The 22591-nt window shown below is 57.7% G+C and carries 24 protein-coding genes; 20 read left to right on the top strand and 4 right to left on the bottom strand.

Annotated elements, in window-relative coordinates; genetic code table 11:
* Positions 1 to 92: 92 nt before the first annotated feature.
* Complete coding sequence (gene fliE, locus QEP12_RS11925; RefSeq protein ID WP_174862267.1) at positions 93 to 416, bottom strand: flagellar hook-basal body complex protein FliE; 324 nt, start codon at positions 414 to 416, stop codon at positions 93 to 95.
* A 186-nt stretch (positions 417 to 602) separates the two neighbouring features.
* Between fliE and fliF the strand changes: the two genes are divergently transcribed.
* The 13 genes from fliF to fliR all read left to right on the top strand — a co-directional run bounded on the left by fliF (position 603) and on the right by fliR (position 11738).
* The gene (fliF, locus tag QEP12_RS11930; RefSeq protein WP_284214392.1) at positions 603 to 2288 is read left to right on the top strand and encodes a flagellar basal-body MS-ring/collar protein FliF; all 1686 of its coding nucleotides are present in this window, start codon (positions 603 to 605) and stop codon (positions 2286 to 2288) included.
* 48 nt (positions 2289 to 2336) lie between these two features.
* Positions 2337 to 3332: a flagellar motor switch protein FliG gene (fliG, locus tag QEP12_RS11935; RefSeq protein ID WP_219163611.1), complete on the top strand. Its 996-nt coding sequence runs from the start codon at positions 2337 to 2339 to the stop codon at positions 3330 to 3332.
* Positions 3333 to 3362: 30 nt separating this feature from the next.
* The gene (locus QEP12_RS11940) at positions 3363 to 4172 is read left to right on the top strand and encodes a FliH/SctL family protein (protein ID WP_284214393.1); all 810 of its coding nucleotides are present in this window, start codon (positions 3363 to 3365) and stop codon (positions 4170 to 4172) included.
* Between the two features lie 40 nt (positions 4173 to 4212).
* Positions 4213 to 5580: a flagellar protein export ATPase FliI gene (gene fliI, locus QEP12_RS11945; RefSeq protein WP_284214401.1), complete on the top strand. Its 1368-nt coding sequence runs from the start codon at positions 4213 to 4215 to the stop codon at positions 5578 to 5580.
* An 18-nt stretch (positions 5581 to 5598) separates the two neighbouring features.
* A complete protein-coding gene (fliJ, locus tag QEP12_RS11950) occupies positions 5599 to 6063 on the top strand; it encodes a flagellar export protein FliJ (RefSeq protein WP_174862269.1) in 465 nt (154 codons plus the stop codon).
* Positions 6064 to 6065: 2 nt separating this feature from the next.
* A complete protein-coding gene (locus QEP12_RS11955) occupies positions 6066 to 7325 on the top strand; it encodes a flagellar hook-length control protein FliK (protein ID WP_174862270.1) in 1260 nt (419 codons plus the stop codon).
* A gap of 210 nt (positions 7326 to 7535) precedes the next feature.
* The gene (locus QEP12_RS11960) at positions 7536 to 8072 is read left to right on the top strand and encodes a flagellar basal body-associated FliL family protein (protein ID WP_174862271.1); all 537 of its coding nucleotides are present in this window, start codon (positions 7536 to 7538) and stop codon (positions 8070 to 8072) included.
* Positions 8073 to 8089: 17 nt separating this feature from the next.
* On the top strand, positions 8090 to 9094 hold the full coding sequence (gene fliM, locus QEP12_RS11965; protein WP_174862272.1) for a flagellar motor switch protein FliM: 1005 nt from the start codon (positions 8090 to 8092) through the stop codon (positions 9092 to 9094).
* Complete coding sequence (gene fliN, locus QEP12_RS11970) at positions 9084 to 9533, top strand: flagellar motor switch protein FliN (protein WP_284214394.1); 450 nt, start codon at positions 9084 to 9086, stop codon at positions 9531 to 9533. The genes fliM and fliN overlap by 11 nt, the downstream gene beginning before the upstream one ends.
* Before the next feature lie 37 nt (positions 9534 to 9570).
* Positions 9571 to 9879 carry a FliO/MopB family protein gene (locus tag QEP12_RS11975; RefSeq protein ID WP_174862273.1) on the top strand — a complete coding sequence of 103 codons (309 nt, stop codon included), beginning with the start codon at positions 9571 to 9573 and terminating at the stop codon, positions 9877 to 9879.
* Between the two features lie 8 nt (positions 9880 to 9887).
* Positions 9888 to 10661, top strand: a complete 774-nt coding sequence (fliP, locus tag QEP12_RS11980) for a flagellar type III secretion system pore protein FliP (RefSeq protein ID WP_370892292.1) — start codon at positions 9888 to 9890, stop codon at positions 10659 to 10661.
* A gap of 18 nt (positions 10662 to 10679) precedes the next feature.
* The gene (gene fliQ, locus QEP12_RS11985) at positions 10680 to 10949 is read left to right on the top strand and encodes a flagellar biosynthesis protein FliQ (protein ID WP_219163619.1); all 270 of its coding nucleotides are present in this window, start codon (positions 10680 to 10682) and stop codon (positions 10947 to 10949) included.
* Between the two features lie 27 nt (positions 10950 to 10976).
* Complete coding sequence (gene fliR / locus QEP12_RS11990; protein ID WP_284214395.1) at positions 10977 to 11738, top strand: flagellar biosynthetic protein FliR; 762 nt, start codon at positions 10977 to 10979, stop codon at positions 11736 to 11738.
* 99 nt (positions 11739 to 11837) lie between these two features.
* On the opposite strand, the gene QEP12_RS11995 is transcribed toward fliR, so the two are convergent.
* On the bottom strand, positions 11838 to 12467 hold the full coding sequence (locus tag QEP12_RS11995) for a response regulator (protein WP_284214396.1): 630 nt from the start codon (positions 12465 to 12467) through the stop codon (positions 11838 to 11840).
* A gap of 79 nt (positions 12468 to 12546) precedes the next feature.
* A complete protein-coding gene (locus tag QEP12_RS12000; RefSeq protein ID WP_174862288.1) occupies positions 12547 to 13635 on the bottom strand; it encodes a hybrid sensor histidine kinase/response regulator in 1089 nt (362 codons plus the stop codon).
* Positions 13636 to 13776: 141 nt separating this feature from the next.
* Between QEP12_RS12000 and QEP12_RS12005 the strand changes: the two genes are divergently transcribed.
* The 7 genes from QEP12_RS12005 to QEP12_RS12035 all read left to right on the top strand — a co-directional run bounded on the left by QEP12_RS12005 (position 13777) and on the right by QEP12_RS12035 (position 20259).
* On the top strand, positions 13777 to 14223 hold the full coding sequence (locus tag QEP12_RS12005) for a hypothetical protein (RefSeq protein WP_174862275.1): 447 nt from the start codon (positions 13777 to 13779) through the stop codon (positions 14221 to 14223).
* A gap of 50 nt (positions 14224 to 14273) precedes the next feature.
* Positions 14274 to 14636 (top strand): response regulator, encoded by a 363-nt coding sequence (locus tag QEP12_RS12010; RefSeq protein ID WP_219163624.1) that lies wholly within the window; start codon positions 14274 to 14276, stop codon positions 14634 to 14636.
* Between the two features lie 39 nt (positions 14637 to 14675).
* A complete protein-coding gene (locus tag QEP12_RS12015) occupies positions 14676 to 16823 on the top strand; it encodes a chemotaxis protein CheW (protein ID WP_284214398.1) in 2148 nt (715 codons plus the stop codon).
* A gap of 120 nt (positions 16824 to 16943) precedes the next feature.
* Positions 16944 to 17432, top strand: coding sequence for a chemotaxis protein CheW (locus QEP12_RS12020; protein WP_174862276.1), 489 nt, complete (start codon positions 16944 to 16946; stop codon positions 17430 to 17432).
* 98 nt (positions 17433 to 17530) lie between these two features.
* Positions 17531 to 18397, top strand: coding sequence for a CheR family methyltransferase (locus QEP12_RS12025; RefSeq protein WP_246253922.1), 867 nt, complete (start codon positions 17531 to 17533; stop codon positions 18395 to 18397).
* A gap of 102 nt (positions 18398 to 18499) precedes the next feature.
* On the top strand, positions 18500 to 19138 hold the full coding sequence (gene cheD / locus QEP12_RS12030) for a chemoreceptor glutamine deamidase CheD (RefSeq protein ID WP_376747661.1): 639 nt from the start codon (positions 18500 to 18502) through the stop codon (positions 19136 to 19138).
* 17 nt (positions 19139 to 19155) lie between these two features.
* On the top strand, positions 19156 to 20259 hold the full coding sequence (locus QEP12_RS12035; RefSeq protein WP_284214399.1) for a protein-glutamate methylesterase/protein-glutamine glutaminase: 1104 nt from the start codon (positions 19156 to 19158) through the stop codon (positions 20257 to 20259).
* A 122-nt stretch (positions 20260 to 20381) separates the two neighbouring features.
* Here the strand turns inward: QEP12_RS12035 and QEP12_RS12040 are convergent, their stop codons facing one another.
* The gene (locus tag QEP12_RS12040; protein WP_284214400.1) at positions 20382 to 22316 is read right to left on the bottom strand and encodes an ATP-binding cassette domain-containing protein; all 1935 of its coding nucleotides are present in this window, start codon (positions 22314 to 22316) and stop codon (positions 20382 to 20384) included.
* Positions 22317 to 22591: the final 275 nt, after the last annotated feature.

The raw sequence follows: 22591 nt of genomic DNA on the forward strand, positions 1-22591 counted from the left end.
CAACCCGAAGGGTGCGGTCATCAAAGGTTTTTTTGAAGGGTGAGCGTTCGAGTGGCTGGTAGAGGAGCTACCGACCACACACAAGCAGGTGCTCAGACCTGCATGTTCATGACATCGGTGTAGGCCTGCACCAGGCGGTTGCGTACATGCAAAGTAGCTTGGAAGCCGATTTGGGCTTTTTGCATGGCAACCATGGTTTCTTCCAGGCTGACCGATGGGTTCTCCAGTTGCACTTCTTTTTGCAAGTGGGAAGAGTGATTCTGCGAAGCGCTGACGGAGCGCAATGCGTTCTCCAGGGCAGAGCTGAAGCCATGGCCTTCGGCTTCGGACTTTTGCACAGGCTTGGTCAAGCGTTGTGCCATATCGCTGGACATGGTGGTCAACGGAGAAGTGGCGCTATGAAGGCGAAGGTCCATGATGTTGTTTCCTTGAACTCGTTATTGGTTCGATGGGTGCAATCGTAGGCAATTGCAAACTATCCATCTGGGTAAATAAATGGGGAAACGGCGGCTTTATCTGGGGAACGCCCGAGCGGGAAGTTTGAATAATCGGCATCACGTTGGGCTCCGTGTCGGGCCCAAGCTCCCCATTTGGAAAAGAACATGTCCGCAGTTGCTGAAATTCCTGTTGAACCAAGTCCTCCCGCCGCAAGCCCTGCCAATTGGCAGCAGCGGCTGGCAGGTCTCGACCGCAATCAACGCATATTGATTGGTGCTGTGGGCGCTTTGGTGGTGGCAGGGGTGATTGCGGCCATGATGTTCAGCCGCCAGCCTGACTACCGCGTGCTTTTCAGCAACCTGAGCGACAAAGATGGCGGCGCAATCGTCTCGCAGTTGGCTTCCATGAACGTGCCCTACAAGTACACCGAAGGTGGTGGCGCGATCATGATTCCTGCAGATCGCATCCATGATGTGCGTTTGAAGCTGGCGACGCAGGGCTTGCCCAAGGGGGCGGTGTCTGGCTTTGAAATCATGGAGGCCAGCAAGTTTGGTATTACGCAGTTTCAAGAGCGAGTGAATTACCAGCGCGCCTTGGAGGGGGAGTTGACACGCTCCATCCTGGGGCTGTCCGCGGTGCAAAACGCCCGCGTGCACTTGGCGCTTCCGAACCAGAACGGTTTTTTCCGCGAGCAGCAAAAGCCTTCGGCTTCGGTGTTGCTGACGTTGTACCCCGGCCGTTTGCTGGATCGCACGCAGATTGCGGGCATCGTGCACCTGATCTCTTCCAGCGTGCCTGAAATGCTGCCGGGTGCAGTGAGCGTGGTGGACGATTCGGGCAAGCTGTTGTCGCAAACCACGAACCCCGAAGACAGTCCTGTGAACCTGCAGCAGCTGATGTACCAGCAGCAGCTGGAAAAGCAGTACACCCAGCGTATTTTGGACATTTTGGAGCCGGTGGTAGGCAAGGGCAATGTGAAGGCCCAGGTGACCGCCGAGGTGGATTTTTCGCGCACCGAGTCGACTTCTGAGCTGCACGCGCCGAACCAAGGTCAGGCACCTAGCGCAATTCGTAGCCAGCAAGTGCTGGAAGCGACCGGTGAAAAAGAGCCGGTTCCACCTACCGGCGTGCCTGGTGCGGTGAGCAATCAGCCCCCCCAGACTGCGGCGGCGCCCATCAATGGCCAAGCGCAGCCTTTGCAGGCAGCCAACGGTCAAAACACCAACATCTTGGCCATTCCTGGCAGCAAGCGTGAGTCGGTGACCAACTACGAAGTGGACAAGACGGTGCGCGTAACACGCAACAGCACGGGCTCTATCAAGCGCATGACCGCTGCGGTGGTGGTGAATTACTTGCCCGGCACTCCTGCGGAGCCTGGTGCCGCTGTCTCGCCGCAAGCCATGACGGCTGCACAGCAAGCGCAAATGCTGGCCCTGGTGCGCGAGACGATTGGCTTTAACGCGGAACGTGGTGACTCGGTGAATTTGATGAATACGCCGTTCCAGCAAGAAGCGCGTTTGGCGTCTGATCTGCCGGTGTGGCAGCAGCCTGAAACCATTGAGCTGATCAAGACCATCATGTGGCCGGTGGGCTTGGTGCTGGCTGCCTTGATTTTGATGTTTGGCGTGGTGCGCCCCATTCTCAAGGCGCGCAAGAAGAAGGAGTTGGCGCAACAACTGGATCTGCTGGAAGCCGAAGAGCTGGAGCGCCCTGCTTTGGCGGCACCGCTCAAGCCCGGTGAGCCTAGCCCTGAGCAGTTGCGCTTGGAGCAAGCCCGTGCGCTGGCGAAGCAAAACCCGATTGCGGTGGCCAATATTGTCAAGACTTGGGTCAATGGCGAGAGCCACTAAGCACTGCTCCCCACGCACTAACTATTCACAGAATACAAAGAGTTTGTTATGGATGATCGAGGTCTGAACGACGCCGCCATTTTGCTGATGTCCTTGGGTGAGGAAGAGGCGGCTGAGGTGTTCAAGCACCTGTCGCCCAAAGAAGTGCAAAAGCTGGGCGAAACCATTGCGCGTATGCGCGGGGTGTCCAAAGAAAAAGTGGACTTTGTGATTGCGCGCTTCACCGATGACTGCGCTGCACAAAGCCTGCTGGTGGAAGATGCCAGCGACTATGTGAAGTCGGTGCTGCGCCGTGCGCTGGGTGATGACAAGGCGGCGCTGCTGCTCGACCGCATTTTGCAAGGTGGCGATGTTTCAGGCATTGAAAGTCTGAAGTGGATGGATCCGGTGTCGGTGGCCGAATTGCTGCGCAATGAGCACCCACAGATCGTGGCGGCCATTTTGGTGCACCTGGAGTTCGATCAGGCGGCGGCTGTGCTGATGCAGCTGCCAGAGCGCTTGCGCAGTGAAGTGGTGCTGCGTGTGGCGACCCTGGAAGGTATCCAGCCTTCAGCACTGAAAGACTTGAATGAAGTGCTCTACAAGGTGTTGGCCGGTGGCGACAAGATTCGCAAGACCTCACTGGGTGGCGTGAAGACGGCGGCCGAAATGATCAACTTGCTGGGCGGCAATGCCGATGTGGCCGTGCTGGACACGATCCGCAATTACGACGCGGACTTGGCCCAGAAGATCATGGACAAGATGTTTGTGTTTGACGACCTGGTCAAGCTGGACGACCGTTCGCTGCAGCTGGTGCTGCGCGAGGTGGCTTCCGAGACGCTGATCGTGGCGCTCAAGGGTGGCTCCATGGAAGTGCGCGACAAGATTCTGGCGAATATGTCCATGCGCGCTGCCGCAGCACTGCGCGAAGACTTGGAAGCGCGTGGCCCTATGCGTTTGTCCGAAGTCGAAACGCAGCAAAAGGAAATCCTCAAGGTGGTGCGTCGCCTGGCCGACGAGAACCAGATCACGCTGGGTGGTGGCCCAGAAGACAGTTTTGTCTAAGGCACACATCCAGCGTACGAGTAGGCGAACATGACCCGTTTTATTCCCAGCGAAGAAATCGACCACCAGCATGTGCGGCAATGGCACTTTGGTGGTGTGCGCAGCGGCACGCTCCATGGCTTTACGGCCATGCCGGAGATGACGCTGGACCCTGCATTGTTGCCCCCTGTGCCAGAGGTGGAGGCTCAGTCGCAGCCCGCCGCTGCAGAAGAGGCACCTGACGAAGTTGTGCAGGCCGAGGAGGTGGAGCCTGCTGCGCCTTCTTATTCCGAAGAGGTGTTGCAGCAGCAACTGGAGCAAGCGCGCCAAGAGGCGTACCAGCAAGGTCTGGAGCAAGGTCAGCAGCAGGCCGCCCAAGAGTGGCAAGCGCGCATGGCGGACTACCAGAACAATCTGGGACGTGAAACCGCGCAGCGTTTGAGCGAAGTGCTGCACGCGGCGCAAACAGGTTTGCAAGGTTTGCAGCAGCAAATGGCGCCGGATCTGTTGCAGCTGGCCTGCGATATTGCCCGGCAAGTGGTGCGCCAAGAGTTGCGCTGCAACCCGCAGGCTTTGCAGCCTGTGGTGGCAGAAGCACTGGACATGCTGGGTGCAGAAACCAAGCCTGCACTGGTGCGGTTAAACCCCGAAGACTTTAAAAACTTGGAAGCGCATTTGCGCGCTGCGCTGCCCAACCCCAAGGTGGAATGGCTGGCCGACCCCAGCGTGGCAGCGGGTGGCTGCATGGTAGAGAGCCAGGGCGCGCACATTGATGGCAGCCTGGAGCGCCGCTGGCAGCGTGCGGTAGCAGCGTTGGGTCTGGTGTCTACCTGGTATGAGGGTGCTTCGTATGGCAACTGATCAAGCGCAGATAGATGCACCGATTGCACCCCTGAAAGCGATGCTGCGCGTAGGGCGCGAGCGTGTGAATCAGCCTTTGCCTTTGCACAGCCACGGAACCTTGACCCGTTTGACGGGGCTGGTGCTGGAAGCCAGCGGGCTGCGTGTGCCCGTGGGTTCGCAATGCCATTTGCAAATGCCGGGTGCAGAGCCTGTCTTGGCCGAAGTGGTGGGGTTTGCGGGCGACAGGGCATTTTTGATGCCTGCGGGCGATATTCAAGGCTTGTCGTGCGGCGCTACGGTTACACCGGCAGAGCCGTTTGCACCGCCCCTGCGTTGGGGGGATACCGAAGCGCCAACGCTGGCAACAGGCATGCTGCGTTTGCCGATGGGGGATGGTTTGCTGGGGCGGGTGGTGAACTCGCAAGGGATTCCGCTGGATCATGCAGGCGCATTGCACAACGTGGTGGCCGAGCCGCTGGACCGCGAGCCCATCAACGCCATGGAGCGCGCACCTGTGCGCGAGAGCTTGGATACGGGTGTGCGTGCGATCAACAGCTTGCTGACCGTGGGCCGTGGTCAACGCCTGGGGCTGTTTGCGGGTTCGGGTGTGGGTAAGTCGGTGCTGCTGGGCATGATGGCGCGCTACACCAAGGCCGATGTGATCGTGGTGGGGCTGATTGGCGAGCGTGGCCGCGAAGTGAAAGAGTTCGTGGAAGACATCTTGGGTGCCCAAGACCGTTCGCGGGCGGTGGTGGTGGCGGCCCCTGCGGATGCGCCGCCTTTGCTGCGCATGCAAGGCGCCAGCTATGCCACCGCGATTGCCGAGCATTTTCGAGACAAAGGCAAGCATGTGCTACTGCTCATGGATTCGCTCACCCGCTATGCACAAGCCCAGCGTGAAATTGCGCTGGCGATTGGTGAGCCTCCCGCCACCAAGGGCTACCCGCCATCGTGTTTTGCCAAATTGCCTGCCCTGGTAGAGCGCAGCGGCAATGGCTTGAACGGGGTGGGCTCGATCACGGCTTTTTATACGGTGCTGTCAGAAGGTGATGACCAGCAAGATCCGATTGCCGACGCATCACGTGCGATTTTGGATGGGCACTACGTGTTGTCGCGTGCATTGGCGGAGCAGGGGCATTACCCCGCAATTGATGTGGAGCAATCCGCTTCGCGGGTGATGCACAACGTGGTCCCGCAAGAGCACTTCGAGTTAGCTAGACGGTTTAGAGCCGTTTATTCGCGCTATCAAAAAAGCAAGGATTTGATACAAGTAGGAGCTTACGTCAGCGGCTCTGATCCGCAGGTGGATGAGGCGATCCGTTTGCAGCCCGCGATGGCGAGTTTTCTGCAGCAGACGATGTTTGAGTCTGCTTCGATGGAAGAGAGCCTGGCGCAGATGGCTGCGGTGTTGAATCCGCAAAATTGATAACCAGAGGGATGTGGAATGTCGTCGCTCAATGCATTGATGATCGCCATTGATATGGCAGTACGTAAACGCGATGAAGCGCGCAATGCGCTTCGTGAGCGTCAGCGTGCCCATGACGCGGCCAAGTCCCAGATGGAGCAGTTGCAAAGCTATGCCCTTGAGATGCAGCAGCGCTGGGGAGCCAGCGAAGGGGCCACCATGAAGCCGGAAGTGATGCTGCATCACCGGCAGTTCATGGATCGCTTGCAGCATGCGATGGATCTGCAAGTCAAGGTGATGGCCGATCAAGCCATTCGCTTGGAGGCAGCACAAAAAGCCTTGATGGCGACCGAGCTGCGTTTGACCAGCTTGAACAAAGTGGTCGAAACGCGTCGCCGTGATATCGCGCTGGCGCAAATGCGCCGTGAACAGAAACAAACCGATGAGCGCGCGGCGCTGCAGTTCATTGGGCGAACTTTTGGTTTGCAGTTCCAGGAGGCCTAACCATGGATATGAAGCAAGCTATTGCACCCACAGCGACCAAGTCGCCCAAGCCGCAAACCCCAGAAAAAATAGACAAAGCCAAAGAGGTAACAGAAGGCCAGAAGTCAGTGCCTGTGTTTTCGCAGTTGCTGCAAGGCTTGCAAGGTGCTGAGGCAGGCACAAGTGCCACCTCCTTCGGGGCGCAGGCCATCGACCTGGCGGTGCCGCCGGATGCAGCCCTGTTGACCGATGCGCTGCAATCCTTGCCTTTGGGGTTAAGCTTGGAGAGTTTGGTGGGCCAAACCCAGCAATTGGACAAATTGGATGCCGATGCGGCCTTGCAAGATGGCAGCTTTTTGCAGGCCAAACAAGATGCAGGCTTGTTGTGGGCCACTGCGGGCGGTTTGATCACGGGGGCGCAGCCTGATGTGGCTGTGGGGCAGCGTATAGCGACCGTTGCTGCGGGTGTGCAGTCGGTGGTGGCTGCGCCCGTGCAGACCGGGGCATCTGCTGCTGTGGCAGTCGCTTCCGCCGTGCTGGCAGAAGCGACGGACATCGCAGACGCGGTGGCGCAGACCGTATCAGAGGGCTTGTCTACAGATGCGGATGCACAAGGTCGCGTGGCATTGCACGGTGCTTGGAAACTGGAAGACTCGCAAATGCCTGTCAATCCTGCGTTGCAGCGCTTGATGGGGCAGGTCGAACAGTGGGCTGCCGCCAGCGCAGGGGCTCGGCCCCAAGCTGCCGAGCGCAGCGAAAGCGCAAAAAGTGCTGCCAATACGGCAGAGTGGCTATCGGCTGGGCAGGGTAGCGGTACCCGCTTGACAGAGGCCGCAGTGCAAGAGGCGCAGTCTGCGCAAGATGCGATGCTGGATCCCCAAGCGGAAGCGCCAGTGGAAGATATGCGCTTTTGGCTGCAAGGGAAGAGTCAGCGCGCGGAAGTTGTGTTGGAAAAAGATGGGCAGCCTGTACGGGTTCAAGTATCGGTGCGCGGCAATGAAGCCCATGTCACCTTCCGGGCGGACCAGGCGCAAACACGTGAATTGTTGGATGCCAGCTTGACGCAGCTGCGCGAAATGCTAGAGCAGCAGGGCGTGCAACTGGCGGGTGTCTCGGTGCAAGCTGACGGCCAGGGGCAAGGCGGTAATGGATCGCCCCAGCAAGGTTCGCGCAATCCTTGGGAGGCTTCGCCGGTGCAGCAGATGCAGGTGGCAGTCCCAGTGGTGCCGGAGTTGCCTGCAGCGCGTTCACAGCGCACACAAGGCCTGGATTTGTACGCTTAACCCCGTTTTGCAGGGCCCTTTGCGAAGCAGAGAAAGCGAGTGACAGGCTCAGACGATTGATTTGCTGGATATTTGCGCCTTTTATTCTGGCTATGATTTCTGGCTTTCAAGAAATAATCTGCCTATAAGCACGTGTTACGTGCGAGCGCTTAGCGCAGTTTCAGTTCAAGGTTGGTTTGCCAACTTTCTTTATCCATCAAGGAATACAACGTGGCCGCAACCAATTCTGCCGCCGCTCCGGCGCCAGCCAAGAGCAAGAAATTGATAGTCATCGGCGCTTTGGTCGCCTTGCTCGTTGTCGCGGTAGCGGCGGTCTTGCTGGTGATGACAAACAAGTCGCAGGGGGACGTGTACGGTGAGGATGCCCCCGCCAAAACTGCCACCTTGGTTCCCACTTTCCTGCCACTGGAGAATATGGTGGTGAATCTGGCCGACCCGGGCGGTGACCGTTTTGCGCAAATTGGCATCACTTTAGAGCTGCAAGACGAGGCCACGAGCACGCTGGTCAAGCAGTACATGCCCAGCATCCGCAACGGTGTCTTGATGCTGGTGTCGCAACGCACGGCCGATGAGTTGCTGCTGCGCGAAGGCAAGGAAAAGCTAGCTGCAGATATTTTGCGCGAAGTGACCCGCCCGCTGGGCGCTAGTTCTGCGCGCGCAGACGCTGCAGAGCCAGAGGATGACCGTCCTCGCCGCCGTAGTAGCCCGGTTCGCCGTGTGCTGTTCTCCAGCTTCATTATTCAGTAAGCGCGAGGAGCAACGGCATGAGTGATTCTTTCCTGTCACAAGAGGAAGTCGACGCCCTTTTGGAGGGGGTGACGGGCGAGCGCCAGAAATCGGATATTGAAGACGTTGACGAGAGTTCGGTTCGCAATTACGACATTTCGAGCCAAGAACGTATTGTCCGGGGGCGTATGCCCACCATGGAAATTGTGAACGAGCGATTTGCCCGCAATTTCCGTATTGGTCTGTTTAACTTCATTCGCCGCAGCCCTGAAGTTTCGGTGGGTACAGTGAGTGTGCAGCGCTACAGCGCCTTCCTGCGGCGGCTGGCCGTGCCCACCAACTTCAACATCGTTGCCATTCGCCCTTTGCGCGGCAATGGTCTGATCGTGTGCGAGCCTTCGCTGGTGTTCGGCATCATCGATACCTTGTACGGTGGCGCAGGCCGTTTGCAAACGCGTATCGAAGGCCGTGATTTTTCTGCCACTGAGCAACGCGTGATCAATCGTCTGGTCGATGTGATCAGCGAGGAATACAAAAAAGCGTGGCACGGCATTTACCCGCTGGAGCTGGCTTACCAGCGCTCGGAAATGCAGCCGCAGTTTGCCAACATCGCCACCCCCAGTGAAATTGTTGTGTCTACCGCATTTCAGCTGGAAATTGGCGATGTGTCGGGCTCTATCCATGTGTGCATGCCCTACGCCACGATGGAGCCCATCCGCGATATCTTGTACTCGTCCACTCAAGGCGACTCCATGGAAGTGGACCGCCGCTGGGTGAAGGTGCTGACGCGAGAAATTCAATCGGCAGAAGTGACGCTGGTGGCTGAGCTGGCGCGCGCCGAAGCTACGGTGGAGCAGCTGCTGGCCATGAAGCCTGGCGACTTTATCGAGCTAGACCGCCAGCCACGGATTCGTGCATCGATTGGCGGTGTGCCAATTTTTGAGTGCCAGTACGGCACGCACAACAACAAATATGCCGTGCGCATCGAGCAATGTTTGCGCGGTGTGGATGGAAATTGGACCGGAGAGAAGAATGGCAACTGACCCAAACAACAACGGCAGCATCCCAGGTGATGATCCCTTCTCGGATTGGGCCGAAGCGCTGGATGAGCAAAAGCAGACCGACGATGCACAAGCAGCGTTGGATGCAGAGCAAGGCGGCCCCTTGAGCGGCAACCCTGCCTACAACAATGGGACGTCGGGCACTGAGGTGCCAGTGAACGACATCAATATGGTGCTCGACATTCCCGTGCAGTTGTCGGTGGAGTTGGGCCGCACCAAGGTGCCTATCAAATACATCTTGCAACTGGCGCAAGGCTCTGTGGTGGAGCTGGACGCCTTGGCTGGCGAGCCTATGGACGTGCTGGTCAATGGCTATCTGATTGCGCAAGGTGAGGTGGTGGTGGTGAACGATAAGTTCGGTATCCGCTTGACCGACGTGGTGACACCTTCGGAGCGCCTGCGCCGCGTCAGCCGTGGATAACACCGGCTTTACCTCCTCGCTGCTGGTGCTGCTCGTCATGATCGGCGCTTTGGCCTGCCTGCCCTGGTTGCTCAAGCGCTGGCAGCAGCGTCAGCAAGCGGGGCGCAATGTCACGGGCACCAGCGCGCAGGTGTTGGCATCGGTGGCCGTGGGGCCGGGCCAGCGCGTGGTGACGGTGGAAGTGGGGCATGGCGCACAAAAAACTTGCCTGGTACTGGGCGTTACGGCCCAAAGCATTCATTGTTTGCACGTTCTGGGGCAAGCTGCTGCGCAGCAGCCCGCGCCTGTGAGTTTTGCAGGTGCCATGGCGCAAGCCCAAGAGGGCGTGCAAGCTCCGCAATCATGAGAGCACACATGCGATTCGGCTTTTTTGCCACGAAGGCCCCTTGGGCCGCAGCAGCCGCCGCTTTGGCGGCTTTTTGCTGGATGCCCGCAGCCCTGGCGCAAACCGCTGCGCCCAGCTTGCCGATCCTGGTGGGATCGGGCAGCGGCGGGAATAGTTTTTCCGTGCCCATTCAGACATTGCTGTTCTTTACGGCCTTGTCGTTTTTGCCCGCCATTTTGTTGATGATGACGGGCTTTACCCGCATCGTGATTGTGCTGAGCCTGCTGCGCCAGGCGCTGGGTACGCAGTCTTCGCCGCCCAACCAGGTGATCATTGGTCTGTCGCTGTTTTTGACCTTGTTCGTGATGGGGCCGACGCTGGACCGGGTGTACGAAGAGGCTTACTTGCCGTACACCAAGAACACCATGCAGTTTGAAGAGGCGGTCAAAAAAGCCGAAGTGCCTATGCGTGAGTTCATGGTGCGCCAAACAAGGCAAACCGATTACGCGCTGTTTGCGCGCCTGGCCAAGCTGGAGCCAGGTACCCAGATTGAAGATGCGCCCTTCCGCGTGGTGGTGCCTGCATTTGTGATCAGTGAGCTGAAAACGGCGTTTCAGATCGGCTTCATGATCTTTATTCCGTTTTTGATCATCGACATGGTGGTGTCGTCCATCCTGATGTCGCTGGGCATGATGATGCTCTCGCCCGTGCTGGTGGCGCTGCCGTTCAAGATCATGCTGTTTGTGCTGGCCGATGGCTGGAACCTGATGATTGGCTCGCTGGCCTCCAGCTTTGCCATCTAGACCTGAAAGGCTTGTGTCATGACGCCCCAAATGGTGTTGACCTTCGGTCGCGAAGCGCTGACCTTGTTGCTGATGATTTCACTGCCCGTACTGCTGACGGTACTGGCGGTGGGTTTGGTGGTCAGTATTTTTCAGGCCGTCACGCAGATCAATGAAAACACCTTGTCGTTTGTGCCCAAGCTGGTGGCCGCAGTGCTGGTGTTTGCAGTGGCCGGCCCGTGGATGTTGAGTACGACGGTGGATTTCATCCGCCGCACGATTGAAAACATCCCGAATGCGCTCGGCTAGCTAGGTACACAGAAAGAAGGCGCAGGCGTGATCGGTATTTCCGAAGAGCAATTGATGGCGTGGCTCTCGCCCATCATCTGGCCGTTTTTGCGCACCTTGGCCATGTTCACGGCCGCGCCGGTGTTTTCGCAAAAAGCCATTCCCATGCGGGTCAAGGTGGGGCTGGCTTTTTTGGTGGCCGTGTGCGCCCAGGCGGTGCTGAACCAGCCCATGGTGGCCGTGAACTCACCGCAGGCGCTGACGTGCGTCATCCAGCAGGTGGGCATTGGTTTGGCGATTGGTTTTTCTGCCCGTCTCATCATCGCCGTGATGGAGGTGGCTGGCGAAGCGATTGGCCTGCAAATGGGGCTGAGCTTTGCGTCGTTCTTTGACCCCACCAGCGGCGCGCAACTCAGCGCCGTTTCGCGCTTTCTGGTGCAAATCTTCACGCTGTTTTTTATCGTCGTGAACGGCCACTTGGTGGTGCTGATGGCGGTGATCAAAAGCTTTGATGCTTTTCCGGTGGATGGTTCGTTCTTGCAGGCCGTGGCCCAAATGCGCATTCACGAGCTGGGCAGTGCCGTGTTTTCCAGCGCGCTGTGGATTGCCCTGCCCATGATGGCGCTGCTGCTGTTTGTGAACCTGACCATGGGGGTGATTGCGCGCATTGCGCCACAGATGAACGTGTTTGCCGTGGGCTTTCCGGTCACGTTGACGGTGGGCATGCTGGGCATTACGGCCACTTTGCCCATGATGGAGCAGCCTTTTTTGAGCATGATTGACCGTACGCTGTCGATTTTTGGCGTCTAGAAGACTGCTAAAAGTAGAGCGGCTTGCGCTTGGAAATAAAGGACTTCAAGATGTTTTTCATCTGAAGTCCTTTATTTTTAACCGCTACCAGCTATGGTTTTAGACCAAATTGTTCCGGATGGCGTACACCGTCAACTCGGCGTTATTGCCCAGTTGCAGCTTCTCCAGTACGCGGGCGCGGTAGACGCTGACGGTTTTGGGGCTGAGCATCAGCTCCTCGGCAATGTCCGTCAGGCGCTTGCCGGTGGCAATTTTTTGCAGGGTTTGCATTTCGCGCTCAGACAGGGACTCGTGCGGCACTTCAGGCGCAGGCTGGGAGAAACTGTCGGCCAGCATCTGCGCCACTTCCGGGGTGAGGAATTTGCGCCCCATGCTCACCACGCGCACGGCTTCCACCAGTTGCAGCGGATCGCCTGCTTTGTTGGCATAGCCGTGGGCGCCGGCCTTGAGGCAGCGCAGTGCGTACTGGTCTTCTGGGTACATGGAGACCATCAGTACTTTGATTTCGGGATAGCTCTCGCGCACGCTCACCAGCACTTCCAGTCCATTGCGCCCCGGCATGTTGATGTCCAGCAGCAGCACGTGGCAGGGGGTGGCGCGTAGCACTTCTCGCAACTCGGTGTAGCCGGCGGCCTCTGCGCGTACCTTGATATCCGTCGCTTCGGACAGCGTGTCACGGATGCCCCGTCGCAGTACGGCGTGGTCGTCGCAAATCACAACATCAATCAATATGTCACCTCTAGGAAAGCTTCTCAGCGACGTAAGGTGCGCAGAAGAAGCTATGTCCAGTCCTGCGCACGCGGCTATCTTACGGGAGCGGTATGGAAACAATAATGCTCGTGCCTTTTCCGACCTGGCTGCTCACGTCTAGCCAACCGCCCACGGTGCGTGCCCGTTCTGCCAGGCCGCGCAGTCCAAAAGCCTTGGGCTTGCGGCGCTGCTCAGCCCCCATGCCACGCCCGTTGTCACGCACTTCCAGTGTCAAATGTCCCTCGGCGTTTGACATATCAATGTGTACAGCCGTAGCGTGCGCATACTTGCTGACATTGGTCAGTGCTTCCTGGGCAGTGCGGTACGCGACAACCTGTATCTCCGAGGGCACCTCAATGTGAGAGGGCGCATCCATGCGCACCACGATGCCCGTGCGCCGCTCAAAATTCTCTGCCAGCCATTGCACTGCAGCCACCAGCCCCTGGTCCAGCACGGGCGGGCGCAAATTCATCATGATGCGTTGGCTGGCGCCCAGAGCGTGTTGCAGCATTTCCAAGGCTGCCCGGGCGTGCTCCTGCACCTCGGGCTCTGTCGCATTTCGGTCAATCCACGACAGGTCAAATTTGACGGACGTCAAAGAACCACCGATGTCATCATGGATCTCGCGGGAAATGGCAGCACGTTCTTGCTCGATGGATTGCTGCAGATGCTCTGTCAACTCGGCCAGCTGGCGCTCCGAGCGCTCCAACTCCTGCATGGCTTGGTCTTTGGCCAGCCGTGCCTCATGCACTTCGAGGGCGCGCAGCAGCACGTGGGGCAGGCGTGCCATGTCGTCTTTGAGCAAGTAATCGGCGATGCCCTGGCGGATGGCGTCAACGGCCGCGGTTTCTCCAATTGCGCCTGAGAGCAAGACAAAAGGCGGGCATTGCGCCAGCGTGCGGGCGCGTTCCCAAGCATCGAGCGCGGTAAAGCCCAGAAGATGGTAGTCAGCCAGCACCAAATCAAACCTTTGCAATTGCAAGAGCTTGATAAAGTCCTGCAAGTTATCTGTGCAGGAGATGTTGCAGATGATGCCCGCTTTGCGCAGCGTGATTTGCGCCAAGCGCTGATCGGCAGCGGAATCTTCAAGGTGCAGCAAAAGCAAAGGCTTCTGCGCTGGATTATCAGAGCCGTTGGGCGCTATCATTGGATACATCTTGGAACATACTTGTCGGGTGTGGATTCCTTCATGCCGTGAGCGCGCGCTTTTGTGAGTACGCCATAGGCCAAACAATGGTTTGTGAGTGCCAGAAAAGCATGCTGCGGGTGCCCCCATCTTGGAGAAACAATGCAATCAACGCAAACGCCATCTACAGAGCCTGTTGTGCAGGTTCCTGTCATGGTTGCGGCTGAATTACAGGATTCCCTGTTGGTTGTGATGCGGGATTTGCACAGGTTGGAAGGCTTGCTCAATCATGCCACGACGAATTTGTTGGAGCGCTTCAGCGAAGCCAATGTTTTGCTCTCCGGAGACAGCGTTGGTGAAGAACCCGGCGTAGATGCGGCGCGCGCCGCATTGCGCAGCGCGGTGACGGAGCTGCAGTTCCATGACATGGCAACACAGCTGATTGTGCATACCACCCAGGTTTTACAGGGCTGTGCGTTCCGCCTAGCCTCGGAGACGATGGGTCGTGAAGAGGACGAGCTGGATGCCCCCATCATGGCCCTCCAACCCGATCGCCCCAACCCCGTTACGCAAAGTGAGATGGATGCAGGTTCAATTGAACTGTTTTGATCTCAAGCGCTTACACACACTCAAAACTTAAAAGTCCGTTGGAGTTTTACATGCATACGATCCTCGCTGTTGATGACTCTCCATCCATGCGAAAAATGGTCTCTTTCACATTGACAGGGGCCGGCTACAAGGTGGTTGAAGCCGTTGACGGTATGGACGCTTTGGAAAAGGCTGAGGCACAGCATATTGACCTTGTGCTGGCAGACCAGAATATGCCCCGCTTGGATGGGATTGGCCTGACGCGTCGTCTGCGTGAGCATCCGCGTTTCAAAGGCACGCCCATTTTGATTTTGACGACGGAGTCCAGCGATCAGATGAAACAAGCCGGTCGCGCGGCAGGGGCGACTGGCTGGCTGGTGAAGCCATTTGACCCCAACCGGTTGATTGAAGTATTGCAGAAGGTGATTCGCTAAGACAGTTCAGCGGATGCTAATAACAAGATAGGAACCGACATGGCGGATACACATCAAGGCGGAGCGGAAGCGGACTTCGACCTGACCCAGTTCTATCAGATCTTCTTTGAAGAAGCTGGTGAAAACCTCGACCAGATGGAGCAGATGCTGCTGAACCTGGACTTGAGTGAGGCCAATGATGAAGAGCTCAATGGCATCTTCCGTTGTGCGCACTCCATCAAAGGCGGCTCGGCAACCTTCGGTTTTTCGGATGTCGCAGAGCTGACGCACAAGATGGAGTCGTTGCTCGATCGTTTGCGCCGCCACGAGATCAAAGCCATCCCGGAGATGGTGGATGTCTTGCTGGAATCGGCAGATGCTTCACGCAGCTTGCTGGCCCGCCACCAGGCGGGGGGCGAAGGCGATGTGCTGCCGACCGCAGATTTGGTCGCGCGTATCAGCCGGTTAGCGGCTGGCGAAGGTGCGCAAGCAGCGGCATCTGCGGCCCCCGTCCCGGCACCCGCCCCAGCGGTGGCAGCCCCTGCTCCAGCACCTGTGGTGCAAGCCGCGCCACAGCCTGCCCCAGCGGCTCCCAATGGTCTGCGCCACCTGCACATCAAAATCGGGCCTTTGGAGGTGATCGAGTCTGTGGATGCGGTCAAAGAATTGTTCCGCGACATCCCCGGCCTGGGTAGCATAGAAGATTTGCCATGTGATGAGCCCCAGACGCGCTTGTTCGCGGTGCAAACGCACTCCACCGATGACGACTTGCTGGACTTGATGGCGTTTCACGTGTCGAAAGAGCAGGTGCAAATCAGCTCCCAGGATGCGGTAGCTGCCGCTACGCCGGTGTCCGCTGCTGCACCAGTTGCAGCCAATGCCGAGGCCGCTGCGGAGGTGCATTCCGCAGATGAAGTGACACACCCTGCTGCTGCCGTGCCAGAAGGCGAAGCCTATGGCATTTTCGACGGTGCACCGGGCGCACCTTCCATCAAGCCGGTGGCTGCGGCTGCCAAAACCGCCACCCGCCCGAACATGGCGCAGATGGAATCCACCAGCATCCGTGTGGATGTGAAAAAGGTGGACCAACTGATCAATTTGGCCGGTGAGCTGGTGATCATTCAGGCCATGCTGGCACAAAACAGCCGTGCACTGGATCCTTCTGCCAACCAGCAATTGCTGGCGGGGTTGGCAGATTTGGATCGCAACACGCGTGACTTGCAAGAAGCGGTGATGTCGATCCGCATGATCCCCATGTCTACCGTCTTCAGCCGTTTCCCGCGCATGTTGCGTGATCTGGCGAATAAGCTGGACAAGAAGATCAACCTGGTCACGCAAGGTGAGGCCACCGAACTGGACAAGGGCCTGGTCGAAAAGATCACAGACCCATTGACGCACTTGGTGCGCAATAGTCTGGACCACGGGATTGAGTCTCCCGAGGATCGCATCAAGGCTGGCAAGTCTGAAACTGGCACCTTGACCCTGGCGGCTTCGCACCAGGGCGGCTCTATCGTGATCGAAGTACGCGATGACGGTAAGGGTATGAACCGCGAAAAAATCCTGAAGAAGGCGCGTGAGCGGGGCATGGATGTGTCTGACAGCATGCCCGACAGCGAAGTCTGGATGCTGATTTTTGCGCCGGGTTTCTCCACGGCCGATGTCGTGACGGACGTGTCTGGCCGTGGCGTGGGCATGGACGTGGTGCGCAAGAACATTGCCGCACTGAACGGATCAGTAGAGATCGATTCGGTGGAAGGTGTGGGCATGCGGGTGTCGATTCGCTTGCCGCTGACGTTGGCCATCATGGATGGTATGTCGGTAGGGGTCGGCGAAGAGGTCTACATTCTGCCGCTGTCTTCGGTGGTGGAGTCCTTCCAGGTGAATGCGGCAGACGTCAGCAGCGTCACGCAGGGCTCGCAACTGGTCAAGGTGCGTGACGAATACATGCCTGTGATCGAACTGGAGAAAGTGTTCGGCGTGCCGCGTACAGAAGCCAGCCAGCGCAGCGACATCATGGTGGTGGTGGAGTCTGACGGCAGCCGCGTGGCGCTGCTGGTGGACGAACTGCTGGGGCAACACCAAGTGGTGGTGAAGAACCTGGAGAGCAACTACCGCAAGGTACCGAATGTCTCTGGCGCCACGATTTTGGGTGATGGCACGGTGGCTTTGATTTTGGACACCAGCAGTTTGGTGCGCCGCGCGCGTTGAGCGTGAGGCAGAGTAGTGAATGGCAGGCCGCGTGGCTGTAGCGACAGACAGGCGGCGGTTAAACAAAGTTTTTGGTGGTTTGAGGGTGTTGAAAAAGCCCTGCCGCTTTAGGAGAAAGCAATGAGCATCATGGGAAAGAATGCGGGGAGCAAAGCCTCGGGTGCCCGCGAATACTTGACCTTCCGTTTGGGCGATGAGGAATACGGCATCGACATCCTGAAGGTGCAAGAAATCCGTGGCTATGAGCAGCCCACACGCATCGCCAATGCGCCGGAGTTCATCAAGGGCGTGGTGAATCTGCGCGGCACCATCGTGCCGATTGTGGATATGCGCCTGAAATTCAACTGCTCAACCGTGGAGTACAACAGCTTCACGGTGGTCATCATCTTGAATTTGCGCAATCGCGTGGTTGGCATTGTGGTCGACTCCGTGAGCGATGTGATGGAGCTGGCACCTGAGGCCATCCGTCCCGCACCAGACATTGAGAGCGCCATTGACAATGGCTGCATCTTGGGCCTGGGCTCTGTGGGTGATCGCATGCTGATCTTGCTAGACATTGAAAAGCAAATGTCGAACGTGGATATGGGCCTGGTGGCGCCTGTCGAGTAATCGACACTGCGTTTTAGGTTTCTGGCAGCCTGCCTTGGCGCGGGTTGCCAGGTTTTGGCAGCGCTTTGCCATGCGCCTCAATTGGGTGATCACTATTCATGCTTCGCACTGCTCCACACACTGACACCGCACAGGCCTCTGGACCGATGTCGCAGGGCCGCGAGTTCACATGGACTTCGGCAGATTTCAGTCGTGTACAAGCGTTGATTTACAAGCATGCGGGCATTAGCTTGCATGATGGTAAACATGCCATGGTGTACAGCCGTCTCTCGCGCCGCTTGCGGGAGACCGGTTATGAAAGTTTTGATGACTACCTCACTTGGCTGGAAAAGCAAGGGGATGCCCGTGAGTGGCAAGAGTTCGTCAACGCCCTGACTACCAACCTGACCTCGTTTTTTAGAGAGCAGCACCACTTCGACATCTTGGCGCAGCACCTCAAGAGCAAGCCTGCCAGCACGCCATGGCGCGTATGGTGCAATGCGGCCTCCACCGGTGAAGAGCCTTACTCGATTGTGCTGACGGCACAAGAAGCACTGGGGCCGAATGCCAACTTCAAGCTCACGGCCAGTGATATTGATTCCAAGGTGCTGCAAACGGCCTCCAATGGCGTCTACCGGATGGAGAACGTCAAGAGCCTGAGCCAGGAGCGGTTACATAAATTCTTTATGCGTGGCAAAGCCTCAAATGCGGGCATGGTGCGCGTGAAGCCAGAGTTGCGCCGCATGATCGATTTCATGCAGGTCAATTTGATTCGTGACGACTGGCCCTTCAAGGAGCCGTTTGACATTGTGTTTTGCCGCAACGTCATGATTTATTTCGATGCTCCCACGCAGCGCAAAGTCCTAGAGCGGATTCACCGTGTGATGAAACCCGGTGGCATGCTGTTTGTAGGGCATGCAGAAAACTTCAGCGAATCGCGTGACCTGTTTATCTTGCGCGGCAAGACCGTGTATGAGCGGGTCTAAATTGAATTACCGCGTGCATGCCCAGCCCCGGATTGCAAAGGTGCAGCCATGAGTACACAGCCGTTTGGTGCCAGCAATGCATCTTGGGCCGCGCGCCAGCCGCTGCAGGCTGGTCTGAGCACGGCAGGGTTGGAAGCGCTGCGCAAGCGACCGCGCAAGCCGGGCGAAGCCTCTTTTTTCTACTTTGACCATCACTTCCAATACCACGCGGTCAAAGTGTTGCCCGGTGAATACTTTGTCACAGGGGAAAACATCGTCATCTGCACGGTGCTTGGCTCATGCATTGCAGCCTGTCTGTGGGATCGCACCTTGAACATTGGTGGCATGAACCACTTTATGCTGCCCGAAGGCGATAGCGCAGATGTCAGCGGCCGTTATGGCTCCTTTGCGATGGAAATGCTGATCAATGAAATGGTCAAGCTGGGCGCGCGGCGTGAGAGCATGCAGGCCAAAATTTTTGGAGGGGGCCAGGTGATGGCCAACTTCACCACCATGAATGTGGGGGAGCGAAACACTGATTTCGTGACCCAGTATTTGCAGACCGAGCGGATTCCGATTGTTTCGGAAGATGTGCTGGATATTTATCCGCGCAAGGTCGTTTATTTTCCTGCCACCGGCAAAGCCATGGTCAAACGTTTGGCCCATGCGCATCCAGAAGCCTTGGTGGAACAAGAACGTTTACGTGGCAGTGCGGCGCAGTTGGCCAAGACCAACGCGGGCGGCAGCGTGGACTTGTTTTGAGTGAGGGTGCAGTAAGAATGAATCGCAAGACTCGTGTGATCGTGGTGGACGACTCTGCGCTGGTGCGCAGTTTGCTCGCCGAAATCATCAACCGTCAGCCGGATATGGAGTGCATTGGCACGGCCAATGACCCCCTGGTCGCGCGCGAGATGATTCGCGAAAAAAATCCAGATGTGATCACGCTGGACATCGAGATGCCCAAGATGGACGGCATTGATTTTCTGGGGCGCATCATGCGCCTGCGTCCTATGCCGGTGCTGATGATCTCCACCCTGACCGAGCGCGGTGCTGAAATCACCATGCGCGCGCTGGAGCTGGGGGCGGTGGATTTTGTCTCCAAGCCCCGCGTGGGGGTGGCCAATGGACTGAGCCGGTTGTCCACCGAAATCGTAGAAAAAATTCGCATCGCTGCTTCGGCGCATGTGCACCGCATGGTCAAGCCTGCGCCTGCCGCGGTAGAGCACGGCGCAGCCCCCGTGGTCAAGCCTGCCCTCAGCAGTGCCACCTTGCTGGGCAAGTTGTCCACGGAAAAGCTGATTGCGATTGGTGCTTCGACGGGGGGCACCGAGGCCATTCGGGAAGTGTTGACACAAATGCCGGCCGATGCGCCGGCGATTGTCATCACCCAGCACATGCCGCCGGGCTTTACCACCAGTTTTGCGGCACGCCTGAACAGCCTGTGCCAGATCACGGTGAAAGAAGCCAGCCATGGTGAGCGTTTGTTGCCCGGTCACGCCTACATTGCCCCGGGCGGCAAGCAGTTTGCGATTTCGCGCAGTGGCGCCAACTATGTGGCCGTGGTGGATGAGCAAGCTCCGCCGGTGAATCGCCACAAGCCTTCGGTGGAAGTGCTGTTCAAATCCGTGGCGCAGTTTGCGGGCCGCAATGCCACGGGCGTCATGCTCACCGGCATGGGTGCCGATGGTGCAGCGGCGATGCGCGAGATGAAAGACGCCGGCAGCTACAACTATGTGCAAGACGAGGCCAGCTGCATCGTGTTTGGCATGCCGCGTGAAGCGATTGCCCACGGCGCTGCCGATGAGGTGCTGCCTTTGACGCAGATTGCCCCCGCGCTGCTGGCCAAGCTGCGCGCTTCGCCCGACGTGCGCCATCGCATTTAAGCCTGTATATAAAAAAGGAGCTGCTAGCGCCCTTGAATCAATGATTTCAAATAGTTTTCTATCTGAAACCATTGCATATCAAGCGCTAGCAGCTCCTTTTTTTGTCTATCGCTATCACGCTATCAGGTGGACAGCGCTTCCCAGCGTTCCAAGGCGAGCATCAGTGCGGCATCAATCTCACCATCACGGGCGTGCAATTGCATGGCGCGGGCATTGTCTGTGGCGTAGAGCGTACCGTCCTCCAATGCCTTGCGGATTGCGGCTTGCTCGGTTTCCAGGGCTTCAATCTGGGCGGGTAACTGTTCCAACTCGCGCTGCTCTTTGTAGCTGAGCTTGCGCTTGGGCACTGCGGGCGCAGTGGCAGGAGCCGCTGGCGTTGCAACCGGGGCCTTGGCAGCAGACTTGCCAGCATCTTTTTTGGCGGCTTGCTCTTGCATGGCCTTGGCACGCTTGGACTGGGTCAGCCAGTCTTGCACGCCACCTTCGTACTCGCGCCATTTGCCGTTGCCTTCGTAAGCAATGGTGCTGGTGACCACGTTGTCCAAGAACGTACGGTCGTGGCTGACCAAGAACACTGTGCCGTCATAGTTTTGCAGCAAGTCTTCCAGCAACTCCAGCGTGTCAATGTCCAGGTCGTTGGTCGGCTCGTCCAGCACCAGTACGTTGGTCGGGCGGGCAAACAGACGGGCTAACAGCAAGCGGTTGCGTTCACCACCGGACAAACTGCGCACGGGCGAGTTCGCACGGGCGGGCGAGAACAGGAAGTCACCCAGATAGCTCTTGACGTGCTTGCGCTGGTTGCCAATTTCAATCCACTCACTGCCGGGGCTGATGAAATCTTCCAGCGTGGCATCCAAGTCCAGAGCGTTGCGCATCTGGTCAAAATAGGCCACGGTAATGTTGGTGCCTTGGCGCACGGTGCCCCAAGGGCTGTTGCCGGGCTCGGGTGCTGGGGCGTTGGCAGGTGCTGGGTCAGGTTGCAGTTGGCCCAAGATCAGTTTGAGCAAGGTGGTCTTGCCTGCGCCGTTTGGCCCCAGCAAGCCAATCTTGTCACCGCGCAAAATCGTGGCGCTGAAGTCGTCCACGATCACGCGGTCGCCAAAGGTCTTGCTCACATGGGTCAGTTCAGACACCAGCTTGCCGCTCTTTTCGCCACTGCTCACGTCCATCTTCACATTGCCTTGCGCCGTGCGGCGGGCAGCGTGTTCAGCACGCAACTCTTGCAGTCGCGTAATGCGGGCGGTGGCCTTGGTACGGCGGGCTTCCACACCTTTGCGAATCCACACCTCTTCTTGCGCCAACAGCTTGTCGGCTTTGGCGTTGATCACCGCCTCTTGCGCCAACTGCTCGGCCTTGTTGGTCACGTACGCCGCAAAGTTGCCGGGGTAAGACATCAACTGGCCACGGTCCAGTTCCACAATGCGCGTGGCTACGTTGTCCAGGAACGAGCGGTCGTGCGTAATCAGTACGATCGAACCCTTGAATTCCTTGAGCAAACCTTCCAGCCACTCAATCGAATCCAAATCCAAATGGTTGGTAGGCTCGTCAAGGAACAACACATCGGGCTGCATCACCAAGGCCTGTGCCAAAGCAACGCGCTTGCGCACACCACCCGACAAGCTGCTCACTTTGGCTTCCGGGTTCAAGTGCAGGCGTTGCAGCGCTTCTTCTACGCGCTGCTCCCAGTTCCAGGCGTCTTGCGCTTCAATGCGAGACTGCAGCGCATCCAGATCCACGCCTTCCGCCCCTGATAAATACAGGTCGCGGATAGCCGCGACTTCTGCCAAACCTTCGGAAGCAGATTCAAAGATAGTGTGCTCTGGATTGAGGTTGGGCTCTTGAGCCACATAGGCAATACGAACGCCAGACTGCACTTGCAAAGTGCCGTCATCCGCATGAGCCATGCCTGCCAAGATTTTCAACAGCGAAGACTTGCCGGTGCCGTTGCGCCCGATCAGTCCCACGCGTTCATTGGTTTCCAGAGAAAAACTGGTGTGATCCAGCAGTGCCACATGCCCGAATGCGAGCTGTGCGTCTATTAAGGTAATAAGTGCCATGTTGTTGCCATTATCCAAGGCAGCGCCAAGCGCTGCCTCAAGACCTGCCATCTCGATGGCAGGTCTTGAAAAGGTTTTTTCTAAAAACATGACCGAACGGTGCTATAGTTCGGCTCCTTGCTAGCGCAGACAGTTGTTTTGCGAAAGTTGCTGAAAAGGTTTTTGCAGAAAATTCTGCGGCACTCAAAAAGTGATGTACAATGCAAGTCTTAGTTGAGCAGCGCAGCTGCTTGATAAAGATGAAAAAGATTAAAAATTCTTTTCAAGCACCGAAA

This window comes from Comamonas jiangduensis, assembly GCF_030162955.1.
In the GTDB taxonomy this organism is placed as follows: Bacteria; Pseudomonadota; Gammaproteobacteria; order Burkholderiales; family Burkholderiaceae_C; genus Comamonas; species Comamonas jiangduensis.